Genomic DNA, 24,710 nt, shown 5'->3' on the forward strand with positions numbered 1-24,710 from the left:
CGGGGCGCCGCCGAGCACCTCGTGGACGGGCGACGGCCAGGCGAACGACCGGCCCTATGCTCACGGCATGTCTGACGTTCTTGAGCTGGTCGAAGCCCGGTTGCGGACAACTCTGGGCGAGCCGGACGCGCGCGCCGCCGTCACGTTTCTCGGGACCGACCGTATCGAGGTCCTTCGCTTCGTGGACAACGGGGTGGTGCGTTACGCCACGCTCGGGATGTCCGCGCAGCCGATGGCCGACCCCACGGCCGTCCTGGCCGATCCCCTGCGCGGACCGCGCGCCGAACTCCTGCTGTCCGTGCGCGGCGGCCGCGCGGACACCGACAAGGTGCTCCGGCCGCTCGCCGTTCTTGCCGCGTCGCCGCAGGTGGAGGGGGTGATCGTGGCTCCCGGCGCCTCGCTCGACGTGGGGGAGCCGCTGTGGCCGGGCGCGGCCTTCAGCTCGGTGCTGGTCGCCTCGTCCGGCGGTCTCGTCGAGGATCTCGCGCTCGACGAGCCGATGGAGCCGGTCCGCTTTCTGCCGCTGCTGCCGATGACGCCCAACGAGGCCGCCTGGAAGCGGGTGCACGGCGCCGAGGCCCTGGAGAAGCGCTGGCTGGAGCACGGTACGGATCTGCGGGACCCGCTGCGGGCCGGGGTGCCGCTCGACTGAACCCGCGCGCGGCGGTGTGCCCCGGCCGCCCTCGGGAGGGCCGGACGGAGCGTCAGTTTCCTTGCCGGGCGGCGGCGGCCCGGCGGCTCGGGCGCGGAGTGCGGCGGCCCGGTCCGGGTCGGCCGGCGAAGACAGCAGGCCACGACCGAGGCGCCCGCCGTGGCCCATACGGCCTTCGGCTGGCGCAGGACGGAGCTGCCGTCCTGCCCGGACGGCTCGTCCGCGCCGCGGTGGCCGCCGCTCTTCGTGCCGCGCATGCTGCGGTGCCCCTTCCTGTCCTGTTCCGGTTGCCGGTTGCCGGTTGCCGGTCGCGGTTCGTGATCCGCGTACGACGCGCCCCCGGGATCGTTGACATTTACACGCGATAAGTTAGGCGAGCTAAATAATGCCCTCGGCATCTACTCTTCCGGTGGGACCGGGGTGCGCCGGCGGCAGCGGTCAAATGCGGGGCGCGGTAAGTGATTCGGGGCGCACCGGCCGGGTGATCGTCCTTGACGCGGCGGCGGACCCGGAGGACCGTGGGTCCCTATGAGGGGCGAACCCAGTTGCCCGAAGTGTGGAGGCCGGGTAAGGGCGCCCGGTCTCTTCTCCGACACCTGGCAGTGCGCGAAGCACGGCGCCGTGCATCCGCTCCAGCCGGTCGTCCCGCCGAGCGTCGAGGCGCTCGGTGTCGTCGTGCACCGCGCCCAGGTGCCCGTCTGGATGCCCTGGCCGCTGCCGGTCGGCTGGCTGTTCACCGGTGTGGCCTGTGCCGGCGACGAGCGCAGCGGTGGCCGCGCCACCGCGGTGGCCTGCTCGGGCCCCGGACCGCTCGGCGGCCCCGGTGAACTCCTGTTGATCGCCGAGGAGCTGGGCGTCGGGCTCGGTGCGCGCTATGCCGGGATCGACGGCCCCGACCCCGGCCCCCACATGTGCGTGGACACCTCCCCGCACGGCAAGGTGCTCGCCGCCGGCCGCCCGACCCCGCTGTGGCACGTCGATCACGCACCCCCGGACCGCGCGGTCTTCGCGGGCGAGGCGCGCGGGCTGTGGCTCTGGGCGATCGCCTGGCCCGAGCAGGCGGGGCTGATGCTGTACGACGAACTGGTGCTGACGGATCTGCGCGAGGCCGGTGCCGAGGTGGATCTGCTGCCGTGCGGGGCGCTCTCCCCGCGGATCCTGGGCTGACGGGCGGCCCTCCCCCGGGGCCGCCGCCCGCGCCGTCGGAGCGCCACCCGGCCGCCCGGTATCCTTCTGGGGTCCCCTTACGGTGTACCTGTACCCGATGTCCCCCGGGTCGCGTCCCGTGTCCGTCCCGCAGCAGTCTGGAGTCCGCGTCGTGCGCATCGATCTGCACACCCACTCCACGGCGTCCGACGGTACGGACACCCCCGCCGAGCTGGTGCGGCATGCCGCGGCCGCCGGTCTGGACGTCGTCGCGCTGACCGACCACGACACCGTCGGCGGGCATGCCGAGGCGCGTGCCGCGCTGCCCGCGGGGCTGACGCTGGTCACCGGCGCCGAACTCTCCTGCCGGATCGACGGGGTGAGCCTCCATCTGCTCGCCTACCTCTTCGACCCCGAGGAGCCGGAGCTCGCCCGGGAGCGGGAGCTGGTCCGCGACGACCGGGTGCCGCGGGCCCAGGGCATGGTCGCCAAGCTGCGCGACCTCGGGGTGCCGATCACCTGGGAGCAGGTCGCCCGGATCGCCGGCGAGGGCGCCGTGGGGCGGCCGCACCTCGCCACCGCCCTCGTCGAACTGGGGGTCGTCCCCTCCGTATCGGACGCCTTCACCTCCGAGTGGCTCGCCAACGACGGCCGGGCGTACGTGGACAAGCACGAACTCGACCCGTTCGACGCGATCCGGCTGGTCAAGGCCGCGGGCGGGGTCACCGTCTTCGCGCACCCGCTGGCCGTCAAGCGTGGCAGCTGCGTACCGGAGAGCGTGATAGCCGAACTCGCCGCGTCCGGGCTCGACGGCATCGAGGCCGACCACATGGACCACGACGCGCCGACCCGCGCCCGGCTGCACGGCATGGCCGCCGACCTCGGCCTGCTGGCCACCGGCTCCAGCGACTACCACGGCAGCCGTAAGACCTGCCGCCTCGGCGAATACACCACCGACCCCGAGGTCTACGGCGAGATCGTGCGCCGCGCGACCGGAGCCTTCCCCGTCCCCGGCACCGGCGGCTGAGCCCACCGCGGCCGACCGGCGCCCTGATTCCCGAGCCCCCGTCTGCACCGGGCCGGCAGCGGCCGAACGGTGCGCCCGGCGCCCTGCCTCCCCTCCTCCCCCGCTGCTTTCCCTGTCCTCCTCACGGATCCGCGTGCTGCGCCCTGCCCGTGAGTGCTCGTTCCGTACCACCTCTCGCAAGGCCTTCACCGTGTTCGACGTCGCCGTCTTCAGTACCCTGTTCGTCACCCTCTTCGTGATCATGGATCCGCCGGGGATCACCCCGATCTTTCTGGCCCTGACCTCCGGCCGCCCGGCCAAGGTGCAGCGCCGCATGGCCTGGCAGGCGGCCTCCGTCGCCTTCGGCGTCATCGCCGTCTTCGCCCTCTTCGGCCGGCAGATCCTGGGCCGGCTGCACATCTCCACGCCCGCGCTGATGATCGCGGGCGGGCTGCTGCTCCTGTTGGTCGCGCTGGATCTGCTGACCGGGAAGTCGGAGGAGCCGACCCAGACCAAGGACGTCAATGTGGCCCTGGTGCCGCTGGGCATGCCGCTGCTGGCCGGGCCCGGCGCGATCGTGTCGGTGATCCTGGCCGTGCAGCATGCGCACGGCGCCGCCGCCCAGGTCTCCGTCTGGGCGGCGATCGCGGCCATCCATGTGGTGCTCTACCTGGTGATGCGGTTCTCGCTGGTGATCATCCGGGTGATCAAGGACGGCGGTGTGGTCCTGGTGACGCGGCTGGCGGGGATGATGCTCTCCGCGCTCGCCGTGCAGCAGATCATCAACGGCGTGCTGCAGGTGATCCAGTCGGCCTGACGCCTCGGCCGCACGGCTGCCCCGGACAGCACGGCGCCCCCGTACACACTGGTCGTACGGGGGCGCTGCACTGTCCGCGCGCGGCCGGTCGGGCCGCGGCCGGCGGATTTGCCGCATCGGGCGGCGGGGCGGGTATCAGCGGGCGGCGGTGTCGGCCGGGCGGATGTAGATGCGCTGGCCGGTGGCGGCGGCCTGCTGCACGATCCGGTTGACGGAGGCGGCGTCCACGACGGTGCTGTCCACGGCAGCGCCGTCGACATCGTCCAGGCGCATGATCTCGAAGCGCATAGGGGCTTCTCCCTTCGTCTGATCCTCCTGTGGAGAACTCCTGAGTACGGGGGCTGTGCGGCGTCGCTGCCGGGTGCTCCCGCTACGTATAACGTCCTGCCCAGTGCAATCATTCCCTACGCTAAGGAAAAATTTCGACCGTCTAAATATGGCCAGGGGGATGCGGTTGTGCCCGGAGAGTGAGCGCCCGGAGAATGGGACCCGTATGAACGACGTCCAGCCCACGGGCTCCACCGACCTCGCCACGCTCGCCGCCGGGATCGAGCGCACCAACGAGCTGCTCACCCGGGTGCTCGCCGAGGTCGCCACGACTCCGTCCACCCATGCCGCCTTCGTGGACGCGGGCTATGTCTACGCCGCGGCGGGGCGGCTGGTCGCCGGCACGGAGGACCGCAAGGCCTTCGACCTGGACGCCGAGGGCATGATCGAGGCGTTCATCGACAAGGCCCGGATGATCTTCCCGGACAGCCGGCTGCTGCGCGTCTACTGGTACGACGGCGCCCGCCGCCGCATCCACACCCAGGAGCAGCAGCGGATCGCCGAGCTGCCCGATGTGAAGGTCAGGCTCGGCAACCTCAACGCCAACAACCAGCAGAAGGGCGTCGACTCCCTGATCCGTTCCGACCTGGAGTCGCTGGCCCGGCACCGCGCGATCACCGATGCGGTGCTCATCGGCGGCGACGAGGACCTGGTCTCCGCGGTGGAGGCGGCGCAGGGCTACGGCGCACGCGTGCATCTGTGGGGCATCGAGGCCTCCGGCGGCCGCAATCAGGCCGAACCGCTGCTGTGGGAGGTCGACAGCGCCCGCACCTTCGACCTGGAATTCTGCAAGCCGTACGTCACCCGCCGGGTCGGCGCCGAGTACTGCGCACCGACGGCCGGCGAGGGGCCCGCGCCCCAGCGCGAGGAGGTCCGCTTCGTCGGCGCCCAGGTCGCCGCCCAGTGGCTGGCGGAGCGCGGCCGGGAGTGGGTCGCCGAGCTGCTGCCCGGCCATCCGTATCTGCCCGGCGCGGTCGACCAGGAGCTGCTGACCGCCGCCGAGGGCCTGCTGCGGCACTCCCTGCGCAGCCATGCCGATCTGCGGCGGGTGCTGCGCGACGGCTTCTGGGAACACGTCCAGGGGCAGTACTGACCCGGCCCGCCTGACCCGGGCCGTCCCGGGTCAGGCCCGCGCGAGGAGCTCCCGGAGGCGGTCGAAGAAGCCCGCCCAGCCGGCCTCCGCCTGCCGGTACTGCTCGGCGCTGAGATGGCCGCCGAGCTGCCGGAAGGCCATCTCCGTACGGCCCCCGAGATCGGTCAGGGTGACCCGGACGAGCTCGCCCTCGGCGCCGTGGGGCTCGGCCGTGTCGTTGACGGTGAACTCCAGCCGCTCCGGGGTGGCGACCTCGCGATAGACGCCGGAGAACGGCAGCTCGGTGCCGTCCGGGGTGCGCATCACCAGGCTCCAGACGCCGCCCGGCCGGGCGTCCATCGTCATCCGGTCGACCGGCACCTCCAGCTCCCCGCCGAACCAGTACGCGAAGTGCTCGGGCCTCGTCCACGCCTCGAAGACCAGCTCGCGGTGGGCGTCGAAGGTCCGGGTGAGCGCGATGCCGTGCGGACCGCCCTCGTCATCGGCCGGGGGAGTCGCCGGGTTCTCGGTCATGGTCGGGCCCTTCCTGTGCAGCCGGTGGCGGCCTGTGCAGCCGGTGGCGGCCGGGCGCCGGTGCCGGCCCGCCTGCTTCGATGCTCGCCGAACCGCCCGGCGCTGTCCTGGTGACGCCGTCCGCCCGGCCCACCGGCCCGCCCGGAGCTCAGCCCACCCGGCCCGCCCGGCGCTCAGCCCACCCCGCTCCAGAACCCGGCGAGCGCCTCGGCCGTCTTCTCCGGCCGTTCGGCGTTGGGGGAGTGCTCGGCGCCCTCGATGACGGTGCGCCGGGCGGACAGCCGCGCGGCCATCTCGTCCATCGACGGCACCGGCCAGGCGTAGTCGACGGCCCCGGAGACGACATGGGTGGCCAGCCCCGTACGCGCCAGCTCCGCCACCCGGTCGGGCTCGCCCAGCATCTGACGGCCGGTCGCGATCAGCTGCTCGGGGACGGTGTTCAGCCAACGGCGGTGCAGAAACGCGCCGATCTCCGGGGGCGTCGCCGCGTCCGCCGCCTCCGGGGGATCCAGTGCGCGCATCGCCCGCCAGACGCTCTCCATGTCGAGCCTGCCGAGCGCGTCGATCAGCATCCGCACCCGGGCCTGCTGGCCCGCGGAGATGGCGGCGGGCCCGGAGCTGAGCACGGTCAGCGAACGGAACGGGGCCGCGTCCAGCAGCACCGCGGCCCGGGTGAGCAACCCGCCCAGCGAGTGCCCCAGCAGATGCACCGGCCCGCTGTCCGGCTCCCGCAGCGCCTCCGTCTGCGCCAGCACGTCGAGGGCCAACTCCCTTTGCGCGTAAGCCTGTTCCTCACGCGGGCCGGGGGATTCGTGCTGGCCGCGGCCGTCCACCGCGACCGTCCGGAACCCGGCCGCCGCCAGCGGCGCCAGCAGGGCGATGAAGTCCTCCTTGCTCCCGGTGAATCCGGGCACCAGCAGGGCCGTGCCGATCGGCGCGGCATCGGGCCGGGCGTCCTGCACGGCGAAGGAGCCGCGCGCGGTGTCGAGTCGGTACGCACGGGCGCACGGGGGCAGCGTGAGGGTGGGCGGCCTGCTCATGACCCGAGGTTATCCGGGCCGGGCGGCAAATCCGGGCCGGGACGCCGAACGACCCGGCACCCGCGGGCGGCGGGGCCGGGTCGTTCGGACCGTGCGTGCCGGCGGCGGCCGGCCGGGCGTCAGCCCTCGGGCGTCGCCTCGGCGACGGCGGCCTTGGCCCGGCTGCGGCGGCGCACCGGCTTGGCCTCGGCGGTGTCCACCGCGGCCTCGGCGGCCTTGGCGGCGGCGGTCTTGCGGGTCCGCTTCGGCTTGGCCGGGGCGTCCTCGGTGGCGGGCGCCTCCACCGTGGCCTCGGCGGCCTTGGCGGCGGCGGTCTTCCGCGTACGCCGGGGCTTGGCCGGTGCGGCCTCGGTGCCCTCGGCGGCGGCGTCGGCGACCGGCTTGGCGGCGGCGCTCTTCCGCGTCCGCTTCGGCTTGGCCGCTGCCTCGACGATGCCCTCGGCGGTGTCCACCGCGGCCTCGGCGGCCTTGGCGGCGGCGGTCTTGCGGGTGCGCTTCGGCTTGGCCGGGGCGTCCTCGGCGGCGGGCGTCTCCACCACGGCCGGTGCAGCCTCGGTCACGGTCTCCGTCACCGCTGCCGGCGCGGTCGCCGCGGCGGCCTTGGTGGCGCCCCGGGTCCGGCGGCGCGGCGCGGCCGGCGCCTCGGTCGGCTCGGTCACCGCGGCGGCCGCAGCGTCCACCGACGCGCCCTCGGCGGTGTCGACCGCGCTCACGGCGGCCTCGCCGGCCTCCGGACGCGCGGCACGGGTACGGCGGCGGCGCGGCTTGGCGGGGGCCTCGGTCACCTCGGCGGCCGGTGCGGGCGCGGCGGCCTCGGCCACCGTCTCCGCGGCGGCCGGAGCGGGCACCGCGGCGGACTGGCCGCCACGGGTGCGGCGGCGCCGGCGCGGCTGCCGCGACTCGGCGGCCTCCGTGCTCCCGGTGCCTTCCGCGGCATCCAGCGAGCCGGTCGCCTGCGCCTCGGCGGCGGCGCCGTCCGGCGCCGAGCCGCCACGGGTGCGGCGGCGCTGCCGCGGCGTACGGGTGCGCTCGGGGCGCTCCTCCTCGACGGCGCCCCGGCGGGGCCCGCGGCCGCGGCCGCCGGTCTCGCCCAGGTCCTCGACCTCTTCGGCGGCCAGCCCCGCGCGGGTGCGCTCGGCGCGCGGCAGCACGCCCTTGGTGCCCGCGGGGATGCGCAGCTGCTCGTAGAGGTGCGGCGAGGTGGAGTAGGTCTCCTCCGGCTCGTCGAACTGCAGGTCCAGCGCCTTGTTGATCAGCTTCCAGCGCGGGATGTCGTCCCAGTCGACGAGGGTGACCGCGGTGCCCTTGGCGCCCGCGCGGCCCGTACGGCCGATGCGGTGCAGGTAGGTCTTCTCGTCCTCGGGCGACTGGTAGTTGATGACGTGCGTCACGCCCTCGACGTCGATGCCGCGGGCCGCGACGTCGGTGCAGACCAGGACGTCGACCTTGCCGTTGCGGAAGGCGCGCAGCGCCTGCTCGCGGGCGCCCTGGCCGAGGTCGCCGTGGACCGCGCCGGAGGCGAAGCCGCGGCGCGAGAGCTGGTCGGCGATGTCGGCGGCGGTCCGCTTCGTACGGCAGAAGACCATCGCCAGGCCCCGGCCCTCGGCCTGCAGGATGCGGGCGACCATCTCCGGCTTGTCCATGGAGTGGGCCCGGAAGACGTGCTGGGTGGTGTTGGCGACGGTCTGGCCCTCGTCGTCCGGCGCGGTGGCGCGGATGTGCGTGGGCTGCGACATGTAGCGGCGGGCCAGCGAGATGACCTGGCCGGGCATGGTCGCGGAGAACAGCATCGTCTGGCGCTTGGCCGGCAGCAGCTGGATGATCTTCTCGACGTCGGGCAGGAAGCCCAGGTCGAGCATCTCGTCTGCCTCGTCCAGGACCAGGCTCTTGACCTGGGAGAGGTTCAGCTTGCGCTGGCCCGCGAGGTCGAGCAGCCGGCCGGGCGTGCCGACGATGACGTCGACGCCCTTCTTCAGCGCCTCGACCTGCGGCTCATAGGCACGGCCGCCGTAGATGGCCAGCACCCGGACATTGCGCACCTTGCCGGCGGTGAGCAGATCGTTGGTGACCTGCTGGCACAGCTCGCGGGTGGGCACGACCACCAGGGCCTGCGGCGCCTCGGTCAGCTGCTCGGGCCGGGCCCGGCCCGCCTCGACGTCGACGGGGACCGTGACGCGCTCCAGCAGCGGCAGGCCGAAGCCCAGCGTCTTACCGGTGCCGGTCTTGGCCTGGCCGATGACGTCGTTGCCGGAGAGGGCGACGGGGAGCGTCAGCTCCTGGATGGGAAAGGGGGAGATGATGCCGACGGCTTCGAGGGCCTCGGCCGTCTCGGGAAAAATCCCGAGGTCTCGGAATGTAGACAGAATCTTGCCTCTTCTGTGAGACGCGGCGTGAGGCGGCGAAGGGGGTCGTACCGCACCGTCGTACGGGTTCGTACGGGGCCGGCCTGATACAGCCGGTGGGGCGGGACCACTGCCAACGCTCAGGCACTCCTGCCGCGAGCGGTGTCCCCCCTGCGGTGCGTATGTCTCGTACGCGTTGCAGCAGAGGGCGGTCGGTTTGGAGCCGATCGGGCCACCGACCGGGCATCCGCTTCGTGGAACGACCCACCGATACTCGGCAGGTCCGCATACCACTGTACCCCGGATATGGCGCGTCCATCCGAAGGCTTGTATGAGTGAGGAATACATCACGGCCGGGTGCGGCCCCCGGGAGCCGGTTCCGGCCGTCGTTCGTACGGGGGAACGGCAGTGGCTGACCAGGCCCTTCCCCGAACCGCCGAGCGGGCTATTGTGCCGGTCATGGGAACGCCTGACAACGCCGCCGCTGACGCGCAAGAACACACCGGGATCGCCGCCCAGGACTGGGCCCAGGCATCCGTCGAGCCGCAGTACCGGGCCGCCGTGATCGATCTGCTCGGCGCGCTCGCCTACGGCGAGCTGTCCGCCTTCGAGCGCCTGGCGGAGGACGCGAAGCTCGCGCCGACGATGGACGACAAGGCCGAACTGGCCAAGATGGCCTCGGCAGAGTTCCACCACTTCGAGCGGCTGCGGGAGCGGCTCGCGCAGATCGAGGCGGAGCCGAACGAGGCGATGGAGCCGTTCGCCGCCGCCCTGGATGAGTTCCACCGCCAGACCGCACCGGCCGACTGGCTGGAAGGCCTGGTCAAGGCCTATGTCGGCGACTCGATCGCCAGTGACTTCTACCGCGAGGTCGCGGCCCGGCTGGACTCCGACACCCGCGGTCTGGTGCTGGCCGTACTGGACGACACCGGGCATGCGTCGTTCGCCGTGGAGAAGGTGCGCGCGGCCATCGAGGCCGAGCCGCGGGTCGGCGGGCGGCTGGCGCTGTGGGCGCGCCGGCTGATGGGCGAGGCGCTCTCGCAGGCGCAGCGGGTGGTCGCGGACCGCGATGCGCTCTCGACGATGCTGGTGGGCGGCGTGGCCGACGGCTTCGACCTGGCCGAGGTCGGCCGGATGTTCTCGCGGATCACCGAGGCGCACACCAAGCGGATGGCGGCGCTGGGGCTCGCGGCCTGACGTACGAGGCGGTGCCGGGCGGCTTCAGGCCGTCCGGTGCCCCTTCAACGCCGCGGCCGGTCGCCGAAGACGACGGTGCGGCGGGCGTGCCACGACCGACAGCAGGGCCGCACCGACGGCGCACGCGGCGATCATCACCTGGACGGGATGGCCGGGGCCGAGGATCGAGCGGGTCAGCAGCGCGCCGAGCAGCGCCGCGACCGGGCCGGTGGCCAGCGTGAGGGCGCGCGCGGGGAAGCGGTCCGGCAGCCAGTGGGTGGCGGACAGGGCGATGGCGAAGCCGATGAGCACGGCGCCGAGCGCTTCCCAGATCATGCTGTTCCCTCCCACGCGTACGATTCCGACCGGCTGAACACCTCGGTCGTTGCGGTGGTACCCAAGGCGCACCGGCAGCAACCCTCCCCGCACGGGTCCCCTGCCCGATCAGCGCAGCGGCACCGACTCGAACGGCCTGATCTGCGGGAATGCGGCGGGTCGGGCCTGGGGACCGGACCGGGAACGCGGCGGGCCGGGGTCCGGACCGGAAGAAGAGGGGCGGCGGCCCGGAGAGAAGTCTCCGGGCCGCCGCCCCTGTGCCTTTGGCTGCCGCCTCGGGCGCGTGCTGCTCAGAGCGTGCCGAAACCGACCTTGCGGGCGGTCGGCTCGCCGAGCTCCACGTAGGCCAGCCGGTCCGACGGGACCAGCACCTTGCGACCGTGGTCGTCCACCAGGGTCAGCAGCTGAGACGTGCCGCTCAGCGCCTCGGACACCGCGCTCTCCACCTCTTCGGCAGTCTGCCCGCTCTCCAGAATGATCTCGCGGGGCGCGTGCTGCACGCCGATCTTGACCTCCACGGCTTTTGTCCCTCCGACGGTCACTTGGGTGCGCGGCCATCCGCGCCGTACGCAGCACACATTAGCCCGGTACGGCGAAGCGCAGGGCGCCATGCACCACGCCCGCAGCGAACAGGGTCAGTGCGCCTCGCTGTCTTGCAGCGGGAAGCCGGCGATGCCCTTCCAGGCGAGCGAGGTCAGCAACTGCACCGCGGTGTCCCGCGGCACCTTGCTCTCCGAGGACAGCCAGTAGCGCGCCACGACCTGGGAGACCCCGCCCATGCCGATGGCGAGCAGCATCGACTCGTCCTGCGACAGGCCGGTGTCCTCGGCGATCACCGCGCTTATGGCCTCGGCGCACTCCAGGGACACCTTGTCCACCCGCTCGCGGACCGCCGGCTCGTTGGTGAGGTCCGATTCGAAGACCAGCCGGAAGGCGCCGCCCGGGTCCTCCACGTACGCGAAGTAGGCGTCCATCGTCGCCGCGACCCGCTGCTTGTTTTCGGTCGTCGACGCCAGCGCGGCCCGCACGGAGTGCAGCAGCGCCTCGCAGTGCTGGTCGAGCAGGGCGAGGTAGAGGTCGAGCTTGCCGGGAAAGTGCTGGTAGAGGACGGGCTTGCTGACGCCCGCCCGTTCGGCGATGTCATCCATCGCGGCCGCGTGGTAGCCCTGCGCGACAAAGACTTCCTGGGCGGCGCCCAGAAGCTGGTTGCGCCGGGCTCGACGTGGCAGGCGTGTGCCCCGCGGGCGCGCCGCCTCGGTCTGCTCGATGGCGCTCACGCTGCCTCCCAGAGATTGGTTCGTACGCGGTCCGTACAAGGTGGTGCACCGCGCCCGCCATCGTACTTTTGGGTAACCCGGCTGTGCGCGGTCCAGGTCGGTTTTTTCTCTCCGACCCCCTCACTGGAAGCCGACATAACGCCCCAGGTCATCGGTATTCGTCTTCGTTGGTCTCCACGACACGGGCCTGTTCGACGAGATCCGCCTCGTTCGCCTCGTCGGGGTCGAGGACGGTCAGCGGTTCGTCGCGCTGGGGTGCGAGGTCTGCGTACTGTTCGACGGCGTCCGCTTCCGGAGCTTCGACGTCGATGTCGGTGGCGTCGCTCTCGTCCACGAAGGTCTCCGGATCTGTCGGGTCGACGCGCATGGTGGCTCCCTTTCCGCGTGCTGCTCGTTTCGTCGGCTGGTGCCTGGCATGAAAGCAGGGGCCGGGGCGGCTGCCCTCGCCTACGAGCGTAGGAGAGTGGCCGCGGCAGCGCGATGCGGTGTGTGACGGCGGACACACGATCGGGGGTGTGATCGTCTCGTAACATCGACCCATGTCTTCGACCGAGTCGCCGGACACCGCGACCGCCGCCCTACCGGTGCCGCCGGCCGGCCCCGGCCGGCGCGGAGGGGCGGAGACGGTGCGCACCGCGACCCTGCCGGGGCTGACCCTGACCGTACGGGCGCCGGCCGGACCTCCCGCTGGGCCCGACGGCGCCGCAGGTGAGCGCGAGCCCGCCCTCTACGTCCACGGCCTCGGCGGTTCCTCGCAGAACTGGTCGGACCTGATGCCGCTGCTCGCCGACCGGCTGGACGGCGAGGCGATCGACCTCCCCGGCTTCGGGCAGTCACCGCCCCCGGATGACGGCAACTACTCCGTATCGGCGCAGGCCCGCGCGGTCATCCGCTACCTCGACGCGGCCGGGCGCGGACCCGTCCATCTCCTCGGCAACTCCATGGGCGGCGCCGCGACGACCCGGGTGGCGGCGGTGCGCCCCGATCTCGTGCGCACCCTGACGCTGGTCTCCCCGGCGCTGCCCGAGCTGCGGCCGCAGCTGACGGCGGTGCCCACGGCCATGCTCGCCGTCCCCGGCATCGCCCGGCTCTTCGGCCGGCTCACTCATGACTGGACGCCCGAGCGCCGCACCCGCGAGGTGCTGGCGCTGTGTTACGGCGACCCCGGCCGGGTCAGCCCGGAAGGGTTCAACTCCGCGGCCGACGAATATGCGCGGCGCCTCGAACTCCCTTATTTCTGGGAGGTGATGGAGCGCTCGGCCCGCGGGCTGGTGAACGCCTACACACTCGGCGGGCAGCATAATTTGTGGCGTCAGGCAGAGCGCGTACTCGCCCCGACGCTTCTCGTCTACGGTGGACGCGACCGCCTGGTCTCCTTCCGGATGGCGCGGCGGGCGGCCGCGGCGTTCCGCGGTTCGCGACTGCTGACGCTCCCGGAGGCAGGGCATGTGGCGATGATGGAGTACCCCGAGGCAGTGGCGCGGGCCGTCCGCGAACTGCTCGACAGTGAAGTGACCGATGTGACCGCTGATGCCGGCAGGAGCTGACTCGCCCCGTGGGACGCCATAGCCGCCGAAGCCGGCCCGAGACCGCTGCGGAAAGTTCACCGACGTCCGGCCCGCCCGGCAACAGCCCCTCAGGGGGCGGTTCTTCCAGCCCCGGAAACGGGCGCCGCAGACGTGAGTCGCTCCAGGGCGACCCGGTGCGCGGCGGCCATCCCGAACAGCACGAGCCGGGCGGCGGCTGGGGCGCGCTCCCCGGTGGCCCGGCGGTTCCCGGGCAGGGCGCGCCGAGGATTCCCCGGCCGCGCACGGAGCGGCCCGGCGGACCGCCGCTCGCCGCACCGGGCAGCGGCCCGGGGCCACGTCGCGACTATGTGGAGGCCTTCGACCGCCGGCCGTTCCCGGGCCCGGCGGTTGCCGTGGACCCGGACGACGACGTGTTCCGGGCCGGTGCGCCCCGCCCGGCGGGCCCAGGGGCCGGTGGGCAGGGGCCCGGCCCGGATGCGATGCCCGCCGGCGGCCGCTTCACCGGACGGTCGGTGGTCTTCGACCGGGGCACGGCCGACGAGCTGGACGAGGAGGACGCGCCCGGCGCGGACGGCTCCGGCCCGTACGACGGTGAACCGGGCGACGCCGCCGACCCGGACGAGCCCCGGCGCGGCGTCGGCAAGGGCGGCAAGGGCCGGACGTTCACCGGTGCGGCGGCCGCGGCGGTGACCACCGTGCTCGCCGTGGTCATCGCGGGCCAGGTCGCCCACCAGCGCGAGGACGGCGCCGACCCGCAGCCGCGCAGCGGGCCCGACCGCGGCGACGACACCGGCGACGCGGCCTCCAGGTCCCATGCCCGCGCCACCCAGGACGCCAAGGCCGCCGGTTACGACGAGCAGATGGCGAAGGTCTTCCCGCTGGACGCGCGGCTGACGGCCGACGGCCGGTTCACTCCGGTCCCCGGCGCCGCCAAGGCCCCCGGGCACGGCAAGCTGCTGCGCTATCGCGTGGACATCGAGGAGGGGCTGCCGCTGGACGGCAAGCTCTTCGCCGAAGCGGTGCACACGACCCTGAACGACGGCCGGAGCTGGTCGCACGGCGGGAAGATGACCTTCGAACGGGTCTCCTCCGGCCCCGCGGACTTCGTGATCACGCTGGCGAGCCCGGGGACCACCTCGGCATGGTGCGCCAAGTCCGGTCTCGACACCCGCGAGGAGAACGTCTCCTGCGACTCGGCGGCCACCGACCGGGTCATGATCAATGCCTACCGGTGGGCGCAGGGCTCCCAGACCTACGGCCACGACAAGATGCTGGCCTACCGTCAGATGCTCATCAACCACGAGGTCGGCCACCGCCTCGGGCACAACCACGAGGCCTGCCCCCGGCAGGGCGCACCGGCCCCGGTGATGATGCAGCAGACCAAGTTCCTGACGACGGACGGGGTGACCTGCCGCCCCAACCCCTGGCCGTTCCCTGCCCAGCGGTGACCGCGCCCGGCCGCCGGGGGGCGGCCCGCCTGAGCGGGGCCGCAGGATCCGGTGAGCCCCCGGGCCTCACATAGCGCGTCGAAACGCCCTTAGGGGCGGAAAGTTACGTGCTTTCACCCCTTCCGGTGGCGCGATGGACAACCGTCCATCGCGCCACCTGCCGTCTGCATAGCTTCTTCCTGCAGGTGGCGGCCGTGCCGCTGGGACACCGGGACGCCGATATGGGAGGACGGGGGTGCGCTCGTGCGAATTGGACTGCTCACCGAGGGTGGTTATCCGTATGCGCCCGGCGAGGCGCACACATGGTGCGAGCGGCTCGTGCGCGGGCTCACCGGCCATGACTTCGAGGTCTACGCCCTGTACCCCGACGCCCGCCAGGAGACGCAGCGCCCCGGTGAACTCCCCGGCCACGTACGGCTGGTGCGCAGTGCACCCCTGTGGGGCGACTTCCCCGCCGGGCACCGCCGGGCCGCCGAGCGGCGCCGCGGCCGCGGGCCCGGACGCCGTGAACGGCGGCGCTTCGCCGCGCACTTCGGCGATCTGGTGGCGGGCTTCGCCACCACGCCCCCGGGCGGCGAGCCGGCCGCGGCCGCACCGGCCGGCGCGGACGATGCCCCCGCCCCACCCGTGACCAGCAAGGCGGACCGTTTCGCCACCGGCCTCTACGGACTCGCCGAACTCGCCGGGGAGCACGGCGGGCTGCCCGCCCTGGTGCGCTCCGAGGACGCCGTCCGCATCCTGGAGGCCGCCTGCCACGGCGCCCGCGCCCTGCCCGCCGCGCAGGGCGCCCAGGTCAAGGATCTCCTGGCGGTCACCGCCCGGCTCGAACTCGCGCTGCGGCCGCTGTCCCTGGACTGGTACGGCGACCGGCGGACACCCGGGCTCGGCGGGGTGGACCTGTGCCATGCCACCTCCGCCGGCGCGGCCGCCCTCCCCGGACTGCTGGCCGGGCACTTCTTCGGCACTCCGCTGCTGGTCACGGAGTACGGCGTAGGGCTGCGCGAGCACTATCTCGCGGGCGCCGCCTCGCCGCTGAGCGCACCGGTGCGCGCGCTGCTCGCCGCCTTCCAGGGCGCCCTGGCCGCCGAGGCCTACGCCCGCGCCGCACTGATCACCCCCGGCAACACCCACGCCCGGCGCTGGCAGGAGCGCTGCGGCGCCGACCGCGCCCGGCTGCGCACGGTCTATCCGGGCATGGACGCCGGGCCGTTCGGCGCGGTCGCGGACGCCGCGGCCGACGACTCCAAGACGCTGGTGTGGGTCGGTGCCGTGGAGCCCGCCAAGGACCTCGTCGGGCTGCTGCACGCGTTCGCCGGGATCCGCCGGACCGAGCCGCGGGCCACCCTGCGGATCATCGGCGGGGCCGGCCGCGACCCCGAGGCACCCGGATATCTCGCGCACTGCCGGGCGCTGGCCGAACAGCTCTTCCCCGACGAGGCGGCCGACGCCCGCACCGTCGGCGAGAACCCGGTCAGCTTCGAGGAGATCGGCAGCCCCGAGGTGCCGACCCTGCAGGACGCCTATGCCTCCGGTGCGGTGGTGGTGGCCTCCAGCGTCGTCGAGGGCTTTCCGCGCTCCCTGGTGGAGGCGATGTTCTGCGGCCGCGCCACGGTGTCGACGGATGCGGGCGCGGTGTGCGAGGTCATCGGCGGCACCGGTCTGGTGGTCCCGCCGCGCAACCCCCGGGCCCTCGCCGAGGCCTGTGCCGCGCTGCTCGGCGACCCGGACCGCCGGGCCCGGCTGGGCGCCGCGGCCCGGGCCCGGGCGCTGGAACTGTTCACCGTCGAGCAGAACGTCGCGGCATTTCGTGGCATCTATCTGGAGCTCATCTCGCACGCCCCGGCCCGTCCGGCCGCCGGGCGCACCCGGGACGCACACGGCGTTCCGCGGCCCTTCGCCCGCCCCGCCGAGTCCCATGTCCCGGGCCGCTGGGCGGTCACCGGCGCCGCCACCCGCCCGGCCGCGCCGGTCGGCCGCACGCCGAGCTGGGCGGTGCCCGAGGAGGAGCGGGGCCCCGCCGCCACGGCGATGCCGGCCGCCGGCTGCGCCGGGGCCGGGGGAGCGGCCGGCGCCCGAGGAACGAGACAGCCGGTGAGACGGGACGACCCGGCGACCGGACAGCCCCGGCCGACGCAAGGGAGAGGGCAATGGTGACGGGTGTGCTCGATGTGATCTGCGCGATGGGCGTGGTGGGAGTGGCCCTGGTGACCGGCATGGCGGACGTGGCGCACGGCGGCAGCCGGCGCGGCGCCCGTCCCGGCAGCCCGGCGTCCGTCCGAACAAGCAAGCACACCTCCCCGGACCGCCCCGGCCGCCCGCTCCGCCGGCGCCCCGCGCCCCACCGCCCCGACCACGGCGGCTGCGCGCGGCTCCCGGAACGGGGGGACGGGGCATGAGCACCCCCGAGGGCGCCGCCACCGGCGCCGTCGCGGCGGCCAGGGACCAGCCCGCCGACCGGGCCGCACCGCCGCGCCGCGGCCCCGCCGACCCCGTCCGGTCCCTGATGCACCGTCATCAGGAGCTGTGCGCCCGCGCCGTCGACGCCCTGGAGATCGCCGCCGGCCTGGAGGCGCACGGCGTCACCGACCGCACGGCCGCCCGCTTCCGGCACCGTGACGTCTTCTCCCTGGCCGAGGAGCTCTACGCCCGGGTACCGCGCGCCGACCGGGACACCCCCGAGGACCGGCCCCCGCCCGCCCCCGCCCGGCGCTCCCGCGGCGTCCGCGCGGCGCTCCAGCTGCTGCCCGGCGCCGTCTGCACCGCGACCGTCGCCGCCCTCGCCTCCGCCGGCACCGCACCTCCCGCCGTCCGCAGTGCCGTCGGCGCCGCGGGCGCGGTACTCCTCGCGCTCGCCGTCCGGCTCGCCGTCCGCTCCGGACCGCTGCGGCGCCGCCACCGCGGCAGCGGACCGCGCGCCACCGGCCTGTGGATCTGCTGGACGGCCGGGTACGCGGTCTACGGCGACTGGCTGCTGACACAGCTGCTGACCGGCGGCCCCGATCTGCCGCACGCCGCTCCCCGGGCCGCCGTCGGCACCGCCGTGGCCCTGGCCTTCGCCCTCGCCCCCGCGGCCGGCTGCGCCCACTGGTTCGCGGTGCGCGCCCGTCGCGCGGTGGCCGCCAGCCGCGGCCTCGAAGAACTCGCCGCCCGGGTACGGCCGTTGCTGCCGGCCGCCACCCTGCTCTTCCTGGCCGCCCTGGTGGGCCTGCTCCTCGGCGCGGAAGCGGCCTTCGGCGGCGACGGGAGGACGGCACTGGCCGCGGCGGCCGCCCTGGGCGTGCTGCTCTTCCTCGCCCGGCTGCTGACCGTGCACGGCTTCCCCGAGGCGGCCGCCACGGGCCTGGCCGCGGCCGCCGCCCTGGAGTACCTCGCGCTGACCCTGGTGCTGATCGCCCGGCTCCCCGGCCTGCATCCGCTCGACGCCCCGGTCGAGGCGCTGACCGGGGCCGCGGGACCGGCCGCGGTGCCCGCGGTGGCCTGCACGGCGGCCGCCCTGGGACTGCTCGGCTACGGCCTGCGGGCGCTCACCGGAGCCTGTGCGCACTCGCCCGCCCCCTTCGGACCGGCGGAGGGGCAGCGGCCGTGACCCACCGAACCACCATCGGCCCCCGGCTCCCCGCACCCCCAGACGGACACCCCCGCCACGCGTCACCCCTGGAGCGGCACCCCGAAACGGCCGCCCCGGCCCCTTCGCCGCGGACCTCACCCCCCATGTGGCCCCCGTTCTCGCGGCGGGCCCCGGCTCCGCGGCCGACGACGTACTTCCCTCGAACCGCCTTAGGAGCACGACAGATGAACGTCCAGCCGACCACACGCCACGCGGACCGGGGGAGTGCACGATGAGGGTGCTGCTCATCGGCGCCAACGGCTACCTGGGCCGCTATGTCGCCGACCGCCTGCTCGCCGATCCCGCCGTCCAGCTCACCGCCCTGGGGCGCGGCGACGACGCCGATGTCCGCTTCGACCTGGCCACCGGCAGCCCCGGCGCGCTCACCCGCTTCCTGGACGCGGTCCACCCCGGTGTCGTCGTCAACTGCGCGGGCGCCACCCGCGGCGGTGCCCGCGAGCTGACCCGGCACAACACCGTCGCCGTCGCCACCATCTGCGAATCGCTGCGGCGCAGCAGCTGCGGTGCCCGGCTCGTCCACCTGGGCTGCGGGTCCGAGTACGGGCCCTCCCAGCCCGGCTCCTCCACCGCCGAGGACGCGGTGCCCCGCCCCGGCGGCCCGTACGGCGTCAGCAAACTCGCCGCCACCGAACTCGTCCTGGGCTCCGGGCTGGACGCGGTCGTGCTGCGGATCTTCTCGCCGGTCGGCCCGGGCACCCCGGCGGGGTCGCCGCTCGGCCGGCTCGCCGAGGCGATGCGCCGCGCCATGCAGTCCGGCGACAGCGAGCTCAAGCTCGGCGGGCTCGGTGTGCAGCGGGACTTCGTCGATGTCCGCGATGTCGCCCGGGCGGTGCACGCCGCCTCGCTGTCCGCCGCGCAGGGCGTCGTCAACATCGGGACCGGCCGCGCCGTCCGGCTGCGCGAGGCCGCGTCCGTGCTCGCCCGGGTCGCCGGCTTCGGCGGTGCGCTGCACGAGATCGACTCCCCGCCCGCCCGGCTCGTCATCCCCGGCCCGTCCCCCGAGCACCCGGTCGGCTCGCCGCCCGCCACCTACCCGTATCCGGACGGCTGCGGCACCTGGCAGCAGGCCGATGTGCGCACCGCCCGCGACCGGCTCGGCTGGCGCCCCCGGATCGGGCTGGAGGAGTCCCTCGCGGACATCTGGATGGAGGCCGCATGTCGCATCTGACCACCTCCGCCGGCGGTACCCGCGCCCCGACCGGCGCCACCGGGGCCGGCATCGGCGTACCGGGCTTCGCCCATCCGCTGCTGGCCCCCACCGAGTGGGCCGAACTGCTGCGCTGCGCCGGCGGTTTCCTGCCGCGGCACGCGCCGGGCAGCGGCTCCCGGGCGCCGGTGGGGCCCGGCGCGGTGCAGTGGGCGGTGCTCAATGTGTCCAACGGGCCCGGCGCCCGCCCCGACCCGCACTGCCTGCCGGCCGCGGCCCGGGTGCGCGAGACGGGCGTGCGGATATTGGGCCACCTCGACCTGGGGCTGGGGACGCGCCCCTTCGGGGAGCTGCTCACCGATGCCCGCCGCTATCTGGAGTGGTACCGGGCCGACGGCTTCTGGCTGGACCGCTGCCCCACCGACCGGACCCAGCTGCCCGCGACCCGGCGCCTGGCCACCACCCTGCGCGCCCTGTGCGGCGGCGGCCACCTCGTCTTCGGGCACGGCAGCCACCCCTACCCCGGCTATGCCGAGTCCGCCGACCAGCTCGTCACCTTCACCGGCTGCTGGGACGACTACCGCTGGTCCCAGGTGGCCGAGTGGACCGCCGACTACCCTCCGGAGCGGTTCTGTCACCTCGTGCACGGGGTGCCCCGCAGCCATCTCGACGAGGCGCTGCGGATCGCCCGCTGGCAGGGCGCGGGCACCGTGTACCTCACCGACCGCCGGGCCGCCGGGGCGGCAGGTGCCGCCGGAGACGCCTGGGCGTCACTGCCCGGTTACTGGGACGATTTCGTCTCGCGCATCGGAACAGGTGTCTCGGAATGAAGAAGGGCGTGGCAGTGTTACGGGGAGAGCAAGCTCCCCCACTCTCGGCTCCGCCCGTGCGGGGGGAACCCCATCAAGACCGACCAACGGAGTTCCCGTGTCGCTGCCACCCCTGGTCGAGCCCGCTTCCGAGCTCACCGTCGATGAGGTCCGCAGGTACTCCCGCCACCTGATCATCCCCGATGTCGGGATGGACGGGCAGAAGCGGCTGAAGAACGCCAAGGTGCTGTGCGTCGGCGCCGGTGGCCTGGGCTCGCCCGCACTGATGTATCTGGCCGCGGCCGGCGTCGGCACGCTCGGCATCGTGGAGTTCGACGAGGTCGACGAGTCGAACCTGCAGCGCCAGATCATCCACAGCCAGGCGGACATCGGCCGCTCCAAGGCGGCCTCCGCCAAGGACACGGTGCTGGGCATCAACCCGTACGTCACCGTCAACCTGCACGAAGAGCGCCTGGACTCCACGAACGTCATGGAGCTGTTCGCGCAGTACGACCTGATCGTGGACGGCACCGACAACTTCGCCACCCGCTATCTGGTCAACGACGCCTGTGTGCTGCTGAACAAGCCGTACGTCTGGGGTTCGATCTACCGCTTCGACGGTCAGGCGTCGGTGTTCTGGAGCGAGCACGGCCCCTGCTACCGCTGCCTGTACCCGGAGCCCCCGCCGCCCGGCATGGTGCCCTCCTGCGCCGAGGGCGGCGTCCTGGGTGTGCTGTGCGCCTCCATCGGCTCCATCCAGGTCAACGAGGCCATCAAGCTGCTCGCCGGTATCGGTGACCCGCTCGTCGGCCGGCTGATGATCTACGACGCGCTGGAGATGACGTACCGTCAGGTCAAGGTCCGCAAGGACCCGGACTGCGCCGTCTGCGGCGAGAACCCGACCGTCACCGAGCTCATCGACTACGAGGCGTTCTGCGGCGTGGTCTCCGAGGAGGCCCAGGAGGCCGCCGCCGGCTCGACGATCACTCCCCGGCAGCTCAAGGAGTGGATCGACGGCGACGAGAAGATCGAGATCATCGACGTCCGCGAGCCGAACGAGTTCGAGATCGTCTCGATCCCCGGCGCCCGGCTGGTCCCGAAGAACGAGTTCCTGATGGGCACCGCCCTCCAGGACCTCCCGCAGGACCGCAAGATCGTCCTGCACTGCAAGACGGGCGTCCGCTCGGCGGAGGTCCTGGCCGTGCTGAAGTCCGCGGGCTTCGCCGACGCCGTGCACGTCGGCGGCGGGGTCATCGGCTGGGTCAACACGGTCGAGCCGGAGAAGCCGGTCTACTGACCGCTCCGCACCCCACGCAAAGGCGCCGGCCCGTGCCGTACGGACCGGCGCCTTCGTGCGCCGCGGCGGAGGGGACTCCGGCGGCCGACGCTCAGATCTCGCCCTTGCGCGTCAGATAGTTGAACGCCAGCCAGCCCGGCAGCGCCGGCAGCCAGAAGACCAGCAGCCGGAACAGCAGCACCGCCGGGAACGCCGTACCGGCGTCGAGCCCGGCCACGGTCAGCCCGGCGATCAGCGCGCCCTCGACGGCGCCCACACCGCCCGGGGTCGGCGCGGCCGAGCCCAGCGCGTTACCGGCGAGGAAGGCGACCGCGATACTCGCGTAGGTGAGCTTGTCGCCGCCGCCGAAGGCCCGGATCGAGGCGTCCAGGCACATCACGTTCGCCGCCGTCAGCAGCAGCATCCCGCCGATGCCGGTGACCAGCTTCCGGGGCCGCTGCAGGATGTCCAGCATCCGCGGCACCACGCCCGCGAAGAGCGAGCGCACCCGCCGCGAGACGAACTTGCGCAGCGCCGGCACCGCCGTGACGACCAGGACCAGCACGGCCACGGTCAGCAGCCCGGCGATGACCGTACGGGACGGCGAGATCGACGGGGTCTGCTCCTGGGTGCCGGTCAGATAGCCGAAGATCAGCAGCAGCAGGATGTGGCTGCCCAGGCCGAACAGCTGGGACGCGCCGACGCTCGCCACCGCCAGACCGGGCCGGACCCCGGCGCGCTGCAGGAAGCGGGTGTTGAGCGCCACCCCGCCGATCGCCGCGGGCGCCACCAGCTTCACGAAGTTGCCCGCGATCTGCGCGATGACGGTCCGGACGAACGAGACCCGCTCCGTGACGAAGCCCAGCAGGCTCATCGCCGCCGCGATGTACGTCAGCGCCGAGAAGAACATCGCGACCAGCACCCATACCCACCCGGCCTTGCTGACCACATCGCCCAGGTTGAAGTGGGTGAGCTGGGACAGCAGCAGATACACCGCGAAGGCGCCGGCGATCCAGCTGATCAGGATGCGCGGGCTGAGCCGCTCCAGCTTGGCGGGCTGGATCACCGCCGTCGGACGGACCAGCAGCACCTGCCGTCGGATCTGCGCGAGCAGGTCCTCCTCCCGGGCCTCCTCCGAGGCCTCGTCCAGGGCGCGCTTCTCGGCGTTCTTCTCCGCGTGCCGCTCGGCCCGCAGCGTCTTGCGGTCCTTGGTGCCCTCCGCCGCCTCGCGCGCCTCCCGGGCCTCCTTGGCGGCCTGCGACGCCGCCAGCACCGCATCGCGCTCCCGCTGGGAGCGCTCGCGGGCGAGCTGCCGCAGCGTGGCACGGGTGGTGCGGCTGAGTGCGATCGGCTGGAGCAGCGGCAGGCTGTCGGCGACCGCGTCCGGGCCGAGCACCTCGACGGCCGCGGCCACCGCCCGCTCGGCACCGACCCGCAGCCCGCAGGTGGCCAGCAGCTGGGCGATGTCCATCCGCAGGACGAGGTCCCCGGCCGCGATCTCGCCGCCGCGCAGCTCGGTCAGCACGATATTGCCGGAACGATCCACCAGCAGCGCGTCACCGACCAGCCGCCGGTGCGCGATCCGCCGCGACTGCAGCGCCTCGACCTGCCGCCAGGCGCTGTGCATCAGCGTGTCGGTGATCTCCTCGTCGGCCAGCGCATCGAAGCTGCGGCCGGCGATGTGCTCGTAGACCAGCATCACCGCGTCCGGGCCGAGCTCCGAGGTGGCGATCAGCTTCGGGGCGTTGGCGCCGGCCGCGATGGCCGCGTACGCCAGCAGCGCCTCCTGCTCCAGCGCCTGGCGCAGCGACTGCAGACTGCGGCGCTGATTGATGCCGCGCAACGACAGCCGGCGCCACACCCGGTAGAAGAAGCCCTGTGCCTGCTGCTCGCGGTCGACGACGGTGACATCGATCGGCGGGCCGTCCTCCAGGGTCACCAGATAGCGGCGGCCGCGGTCGGTGTGCTCGGGCTGGTCCGCGCCGGCGTCCTCCGCCCGCAGCGCGGACACCGGGTGGAAGCCGACCCGGCGCAGCCCCGCGAGGAGGTTCTGGCCGGTGGGGCGGACATTGGGGGAGCCGACGGCGTAGAGGGTGCCGTAGGCGACGGTCCAGCCGATCAGTACGGTCGTGATGATCGCGAACGGTGTGGTGTACCGCCCGACCAGCACCGCGAACGCGTCCAGCAGCAGCACGCACCACATCGCGACCCGCCAGCGGGGCCGCCGGTACATGCCGACCGCCGTCATATAGGCGATCACGGGCGCCAGGTAGCTGTGCACCGGAGCGGAGAGGGACCCGTTGGCGAGGGGCTGGGTCAGCGCGTCCCGGATGGAGTCGGGGGCGGACTCGGCCACCCACAGGTCGGTGGCCAGCGATACCCCGTGGGCGAGGACGGCGGCGAGCACCCCGTCCGCGATCCGCAGCCCGTCCCGCTTGATCAGCCGCTCGACGGCGAACGCCACCGGCACGATCAGCACCGCGACGCTGGACGTCAGCCCCGCGAGGTTGATCAGCAGCGGGGGCGCCGCCTTGGCGCCGGTGCCGATGTCGTTCTCCAGGCCCTGGGTGGTGCCGTGCGCGAACGTGGCGAGCGCGAGGACGAGCGCGATCCCGGCCATGCCGAGCAGCAGCCGCAGCAGGTCGGAGGGCCGGTGCACCCGGGCGGGCAGCAGCGGCTCGTCGCCGGAGACCCGGTCGACGTGGAATTCGCCGTGCTCGTCCGCGGTCAGGTCGCTGCGGTGCGCGCCCGTACGGGCCCGGCCCCGGGCCCCACCGGGCGCCGGCTTCTCGCCGCCGTCCTGCCCGGCCCGGTCGTCCTTGCCCTGCTCGGGCTGCTTGTCGTCCCGCTCCTCCTGGTGCCGCTCGGTTGGCTCGGGCTCCTCGGGTCCTTGTGGCCTCTCGGACGCCCCTGGTCGTTCGGCCTTCTCGATCGTGCTCGCCTTTTCGGTAGCGGAAGCCGTGGTCGGCCTCCGTTGGTGCTTCCCCTGTGGTGCCGCCTGCTTCCGCTCCGGCAGCTTGGTCGCTGCGGCCGGTCCGTGCGCGGTGCCGGCGGCGTCGACGGACCGCGCCTCAGGGGCGCCCGCCTCCCGTGGAGGCGCCGCGCCCTGCTGCTCGGCCGTCTCTTCTTGATCTCGTATCACCAGTCA

The 24,710-nt window shown here is 73.8% G+C and carries 23 protein-coding genes; 14 read left to right on the forward strand and 9 right to left on the reverse strand.

Translation table 11 applies throughout. The features are described 5' to 3' along the window. Positions 1-67: 67 nt before the first annotated feature. The 4 genes from BKA18_RS23920 to BKA18_RS23935 all read left to right on the forward strand — a co-directional run bounded on the left by BKA18_RS23920 (position 68) and on the right by BKA18_RS23935 (position 3,621). The gene (locus tag BKA18_RS23920) at positions 68-652 is read left to right on the forward strand and encodes a suppressor of fused domain protein (RefSeq protein WP_006603274.1); all 585 of its coding nucleotides are present in this window, start codon (positions 68-70) and stop codon (positions 650-652) included. A 528-nt stretch (positions 653-1,180) separates the two neighbouring features. Further along, on the forward strand, positions 1,181-1,819 hold the full coding sequence (locus BKA18_RS23925) for a DUF6758 family protein (RefSeq protein WP_006603273.1): 639 nt from the start codon (positions 1,181-1,183) through the stop codon (positions 1,817-1,819). 151 nt (positions 1,820-1,970) lie between these two features. Next, entirely contained in the window at positions 1,971-2,825 is an 855-nt protein-coding gene (locus BKA18_RS23930) for a PHP domain-containing protein (protein ID WP_366044241.1), read from the forward strand. 190 nt (positions 2,826-3,015) lie between these two features. Next, positions 3,016-3,621, forward strand: a complete 606-nt coding sequence (locus BKA18_RS23935) for a MarC family protein (RefSeq protein ID WP_040900059.1) — start codon at positions 3,016-3,018, stop codon at positions 3,619-3,621. A gap of 135 nt (positions 3,622-3,756) precedes the next feature. Here BKA18_RS23935 and BKA18_RS23940 read toward each other — a convergent pair whose 3' ends face one another. After that, a complete protein-coding gene (locus BKA18_RS23940; RefSeq protein WP_006603270.1) occupies positions 3,757-3,909 on the reverse strand; it encodes a hypothetical protein in 153 nt (50 codons plus the stop codon). Positions 3,910-4,114: 205 nt separating this feature from the next. Here BKA18_RS23940 and BKA18_RS23945 point away from each other — a divergent pair, with 205 nt between their 5' ends. Beyond that, positions 4,115-5,041: an NYN domain-containing protein gene (locus BKA18_RS23945; RefSeq protein WP_366044240.1), complete on the forward strand. Its 927-nt coding sequence runs from the start codon at positions 4,115-4,117 to the stop codon at positions 5,039-5,041. A gap of 30 nt (positions 5,042-5,071) precedes the next feature. On the opposite strand, the gene BKA18_RS23950 is transcribed toward BKA18_RS23945, so the two are convergent. The 3 genes from BKA18_RS23950 to BKA18_RS23960 all read right to left on the reverse strand — a co-directional run bounded on the left by BKA18_RS23950 (position 5,072) and on the right by BKA18_RS23960 (position 9,080). Next, entirely contained in the window at positions 5,072-5,554 is a 483-nt protein-coding gene (locus BKA18_RS23950) for an SRPBCC family protein (protein ID WP_366044239.1), read from the reverse strand. 173 nt (positions 5,555-5,727) lie between these two features. Then, positions 5,728-6,594 (reverse strand): alpha/beta fold hydrolase, encoded by an 867-nt coding sequence (locus BKA18_RS23955; protein WP_366044238.1) that lies wholly within the window; start codon positions 6,592-6,594, stop codon positions 5,728-5,730. A 119-nt stretch (positions 6,595-6,713) separates the two neighbouring features. Then, a complete protein-coding gene (locus BKA18_RS23960; protein ID WP_429638771.1) occupies positions 6,714-9,080 on the reverse strand; it encodes a DEAD/DEAH box helicase in 2,367 nt (788 codons plus the stop codon). A 315-nt stretch (positions 9,081-9,395) separates the two neighbouring features. Here BKA18_RS23960 and BKA18_RS23965 point away from each other — a divergent pair, with 315 nt between their 5' ends. After that, positions 9,396-10,133, forward strand: coding sequence for a ferritin-like fold-containing protein (locus BKA18_RS23965; protein ID WP_366044237.1), 738 nt, complete (start codon positions 9,396-9,398; stop codon positions 10,131-10,133). Positions 10,134-10,157: 24 nt separating this feature from the next. Here BKA18_RS23965 and BKA18_RS23970 read toward each other — a convergent pair whose 3' ends face one another. From BKA18_RS23970 to BKA18_RS23985, 4 genes are all read right to left on the reverse strand, one after another. Further along, positions 10,158-10,448 (reverse strand): hypothetical protein, encoded by a 291-nt coding sequence (locus BKA18_RS23970; RefSeq protein WP_366044236.1) that lies wholly within the window; start codon positions 10,446-10,448, stop codon positions 10,158-10,160. Positions 10,449-10,738: 290 nt separating this feature from the next. Continuing rightward, the gene (locus tag BKA18_RS23975; protein WP_006603262.1) at positions 10,739-10,966 is read right to left on the reverse strand and encodes a DUF3107 domain-containing protein; all 228 of its coding nucleotides are present in this window, start codon (positions 10,964-10,966) and stop codon (positions 10,739-10,741) included. Positions 10,967-11,083: 117 nt separating this feature from the next. Then, a complete protein-coding gene (locus BKA18_RS23980) occupies positions 11,084-11,725 on the reverse strand; it encodes a TetR/AcrR family transcriptional regulator (protein WP_006603261.1) in 642 nt (213 codons plus the stop codon). 148 nt (positions 11,726-11,873) lie between these two features. Beyond that, entirely contained in the window at positions 11,874-12,092 is a 219-nt protein-coding gene (locus tag BKA18_RS23985) for a hypothetical protein (RefSeq protein WP_366045613.1), read from the reverse strand. 172 nt (positions 12,093-12,264) lie between these two features. Between BKA18_RS23985 and BKA18_RS23990 the strand changes: the two genes are divergently transcribed. The 8 genes from BKA18_RS23990 (at position 12,265) to moeZ (ending at position 21,583) form a co-directional block, all read left to right on the forward strand. Continuing rightward, positions 12,265-13,272, forward strand: coding sequence for an alpha/beta fold hydrolase (locus tag BKA18_RS23990; RefSeq protein WP_366045612.1), 1,008 nt, complete (start codon positions 12,265-12,267; stop codon positions 13,270-13,272). Positions 13,273-13,427: 155 nt separating this feature from the next. Continuing rightward, positions 13,428-14,702, forward strand: a complete 1,275-nt coding sequence (locus BKA18_RS23995) for a DUF3152 domain-containing protein (protein ID WP_366045611.1) — start codon at positions 13,428-13,430, stop codon at positions 14,700-14,702. A gap of 243 nt (positions 14,703-14,945) precedes the next feature. After that, complete coding sequence (locus BKA18_RS24000) at positions 14,946-16,856, forward strand: DUF3492 domain-containing protein (RefSeq protein ID WP_366045610.1); 1,911 nt, start codon at positions 14,946-14,948, stop codon at positions 16,854-16,856. Then, the gene (locus tag BKA18_RS24005) at positions 16,850-17,098 is read left to right on the forward strand and encodes a hypothetical protein (protein ID WP_366045609.1); all 249 of its coding nucleotides are present in this window, start codon (positions 16,850-16,852) and stop codon (positions 17,096-17,098) included. The genes BKA18_RS24000 and BKA18_RS24005 overlap by 7 nt, the downstream gene beginning before the upstream one ends. Further along, complete coding sequence (locus BKA18_RS24010; RefSeq protein WP_366045608.1) at positions 17,095-18,288, forward strand: hypothetical protein; 1,194 nt, start codon at positions 17,095-17,097, stop codon at positions 18,286-18,288. Before BKA18_RS24005 ends, BKA18_RS24010 begins: the two co-directional genes overlap by 4 nt. A 253-nt stretch (positions 18,289-18,541) precedes the next feature. After that, a complete protein-coding gene (locus tag BKA18_RS24015; protein ID WP_006603254.1) occupies positions 18,542-19,498 on the forward strand; it encodes an NAD-dependent epimerase/dehydratase family protein in 957 nt (318 codons plus the stop codon). Continuing rightward, on the forward strand, positions 19,486-20,307 hold the full coding sequence (locus BKA18_RS24020) for a spherulation-specific family 4 protein (protein WP_366045607.1): 822 nt from the start codon (positions 19,486-19,488) through the stop codon (positions 20,305-20,307). The genes BKA18_RS24015 and BKA18_RS24020 overlap by 13 nt, the downstream gene beginning before the upstream one ends. 97 nt (positions 20,308-20,404) lie before the next feature. Next, positions 20,405-21,583: an adenylyltransferase/sulfurtransferase MoeZ gene (gene moeZ / locus BKA18_RS24025; protein WP_006603252.1), complete on the forward strand. Its 1,179-nt coding sequence runs from the start codon at positions 20,405-20,407 to the stop codon at positions 21,581-21,583. Between the two features lie 91 nt (positions 21,584-21,674). Here moeZ and BKA18_RS24030 read toward each other — a convergent pair whose 3' ends face one another. Beyond that, positions 21,675-24,704 carry a lysylphosphatidylglycerol synthase transmembrane domain-containing protein gene (locus BKA18_RS24030; protein WP_429638577.1) on the reverse strand — a complete coding sequence of 1,010 codons (3,030 nt, stop codon included), beginning with the start codon at positions 24,702-24,704 and terminating at the stop codon, positions 21,675-21,677. Positions 24,705-24,710 lie beyond the last annotated feature (6 nt).

The organism is Streptomyces auratus, assembly GCF_050433025.1.
In the GTDB taxonomy this organism is placed as follows: Bacteria; Actinomycetota; Actinomycetes; order Streptomycetales; family Streptomycetaceae; genus Streptomyces; species Streptomyces sioyaensis.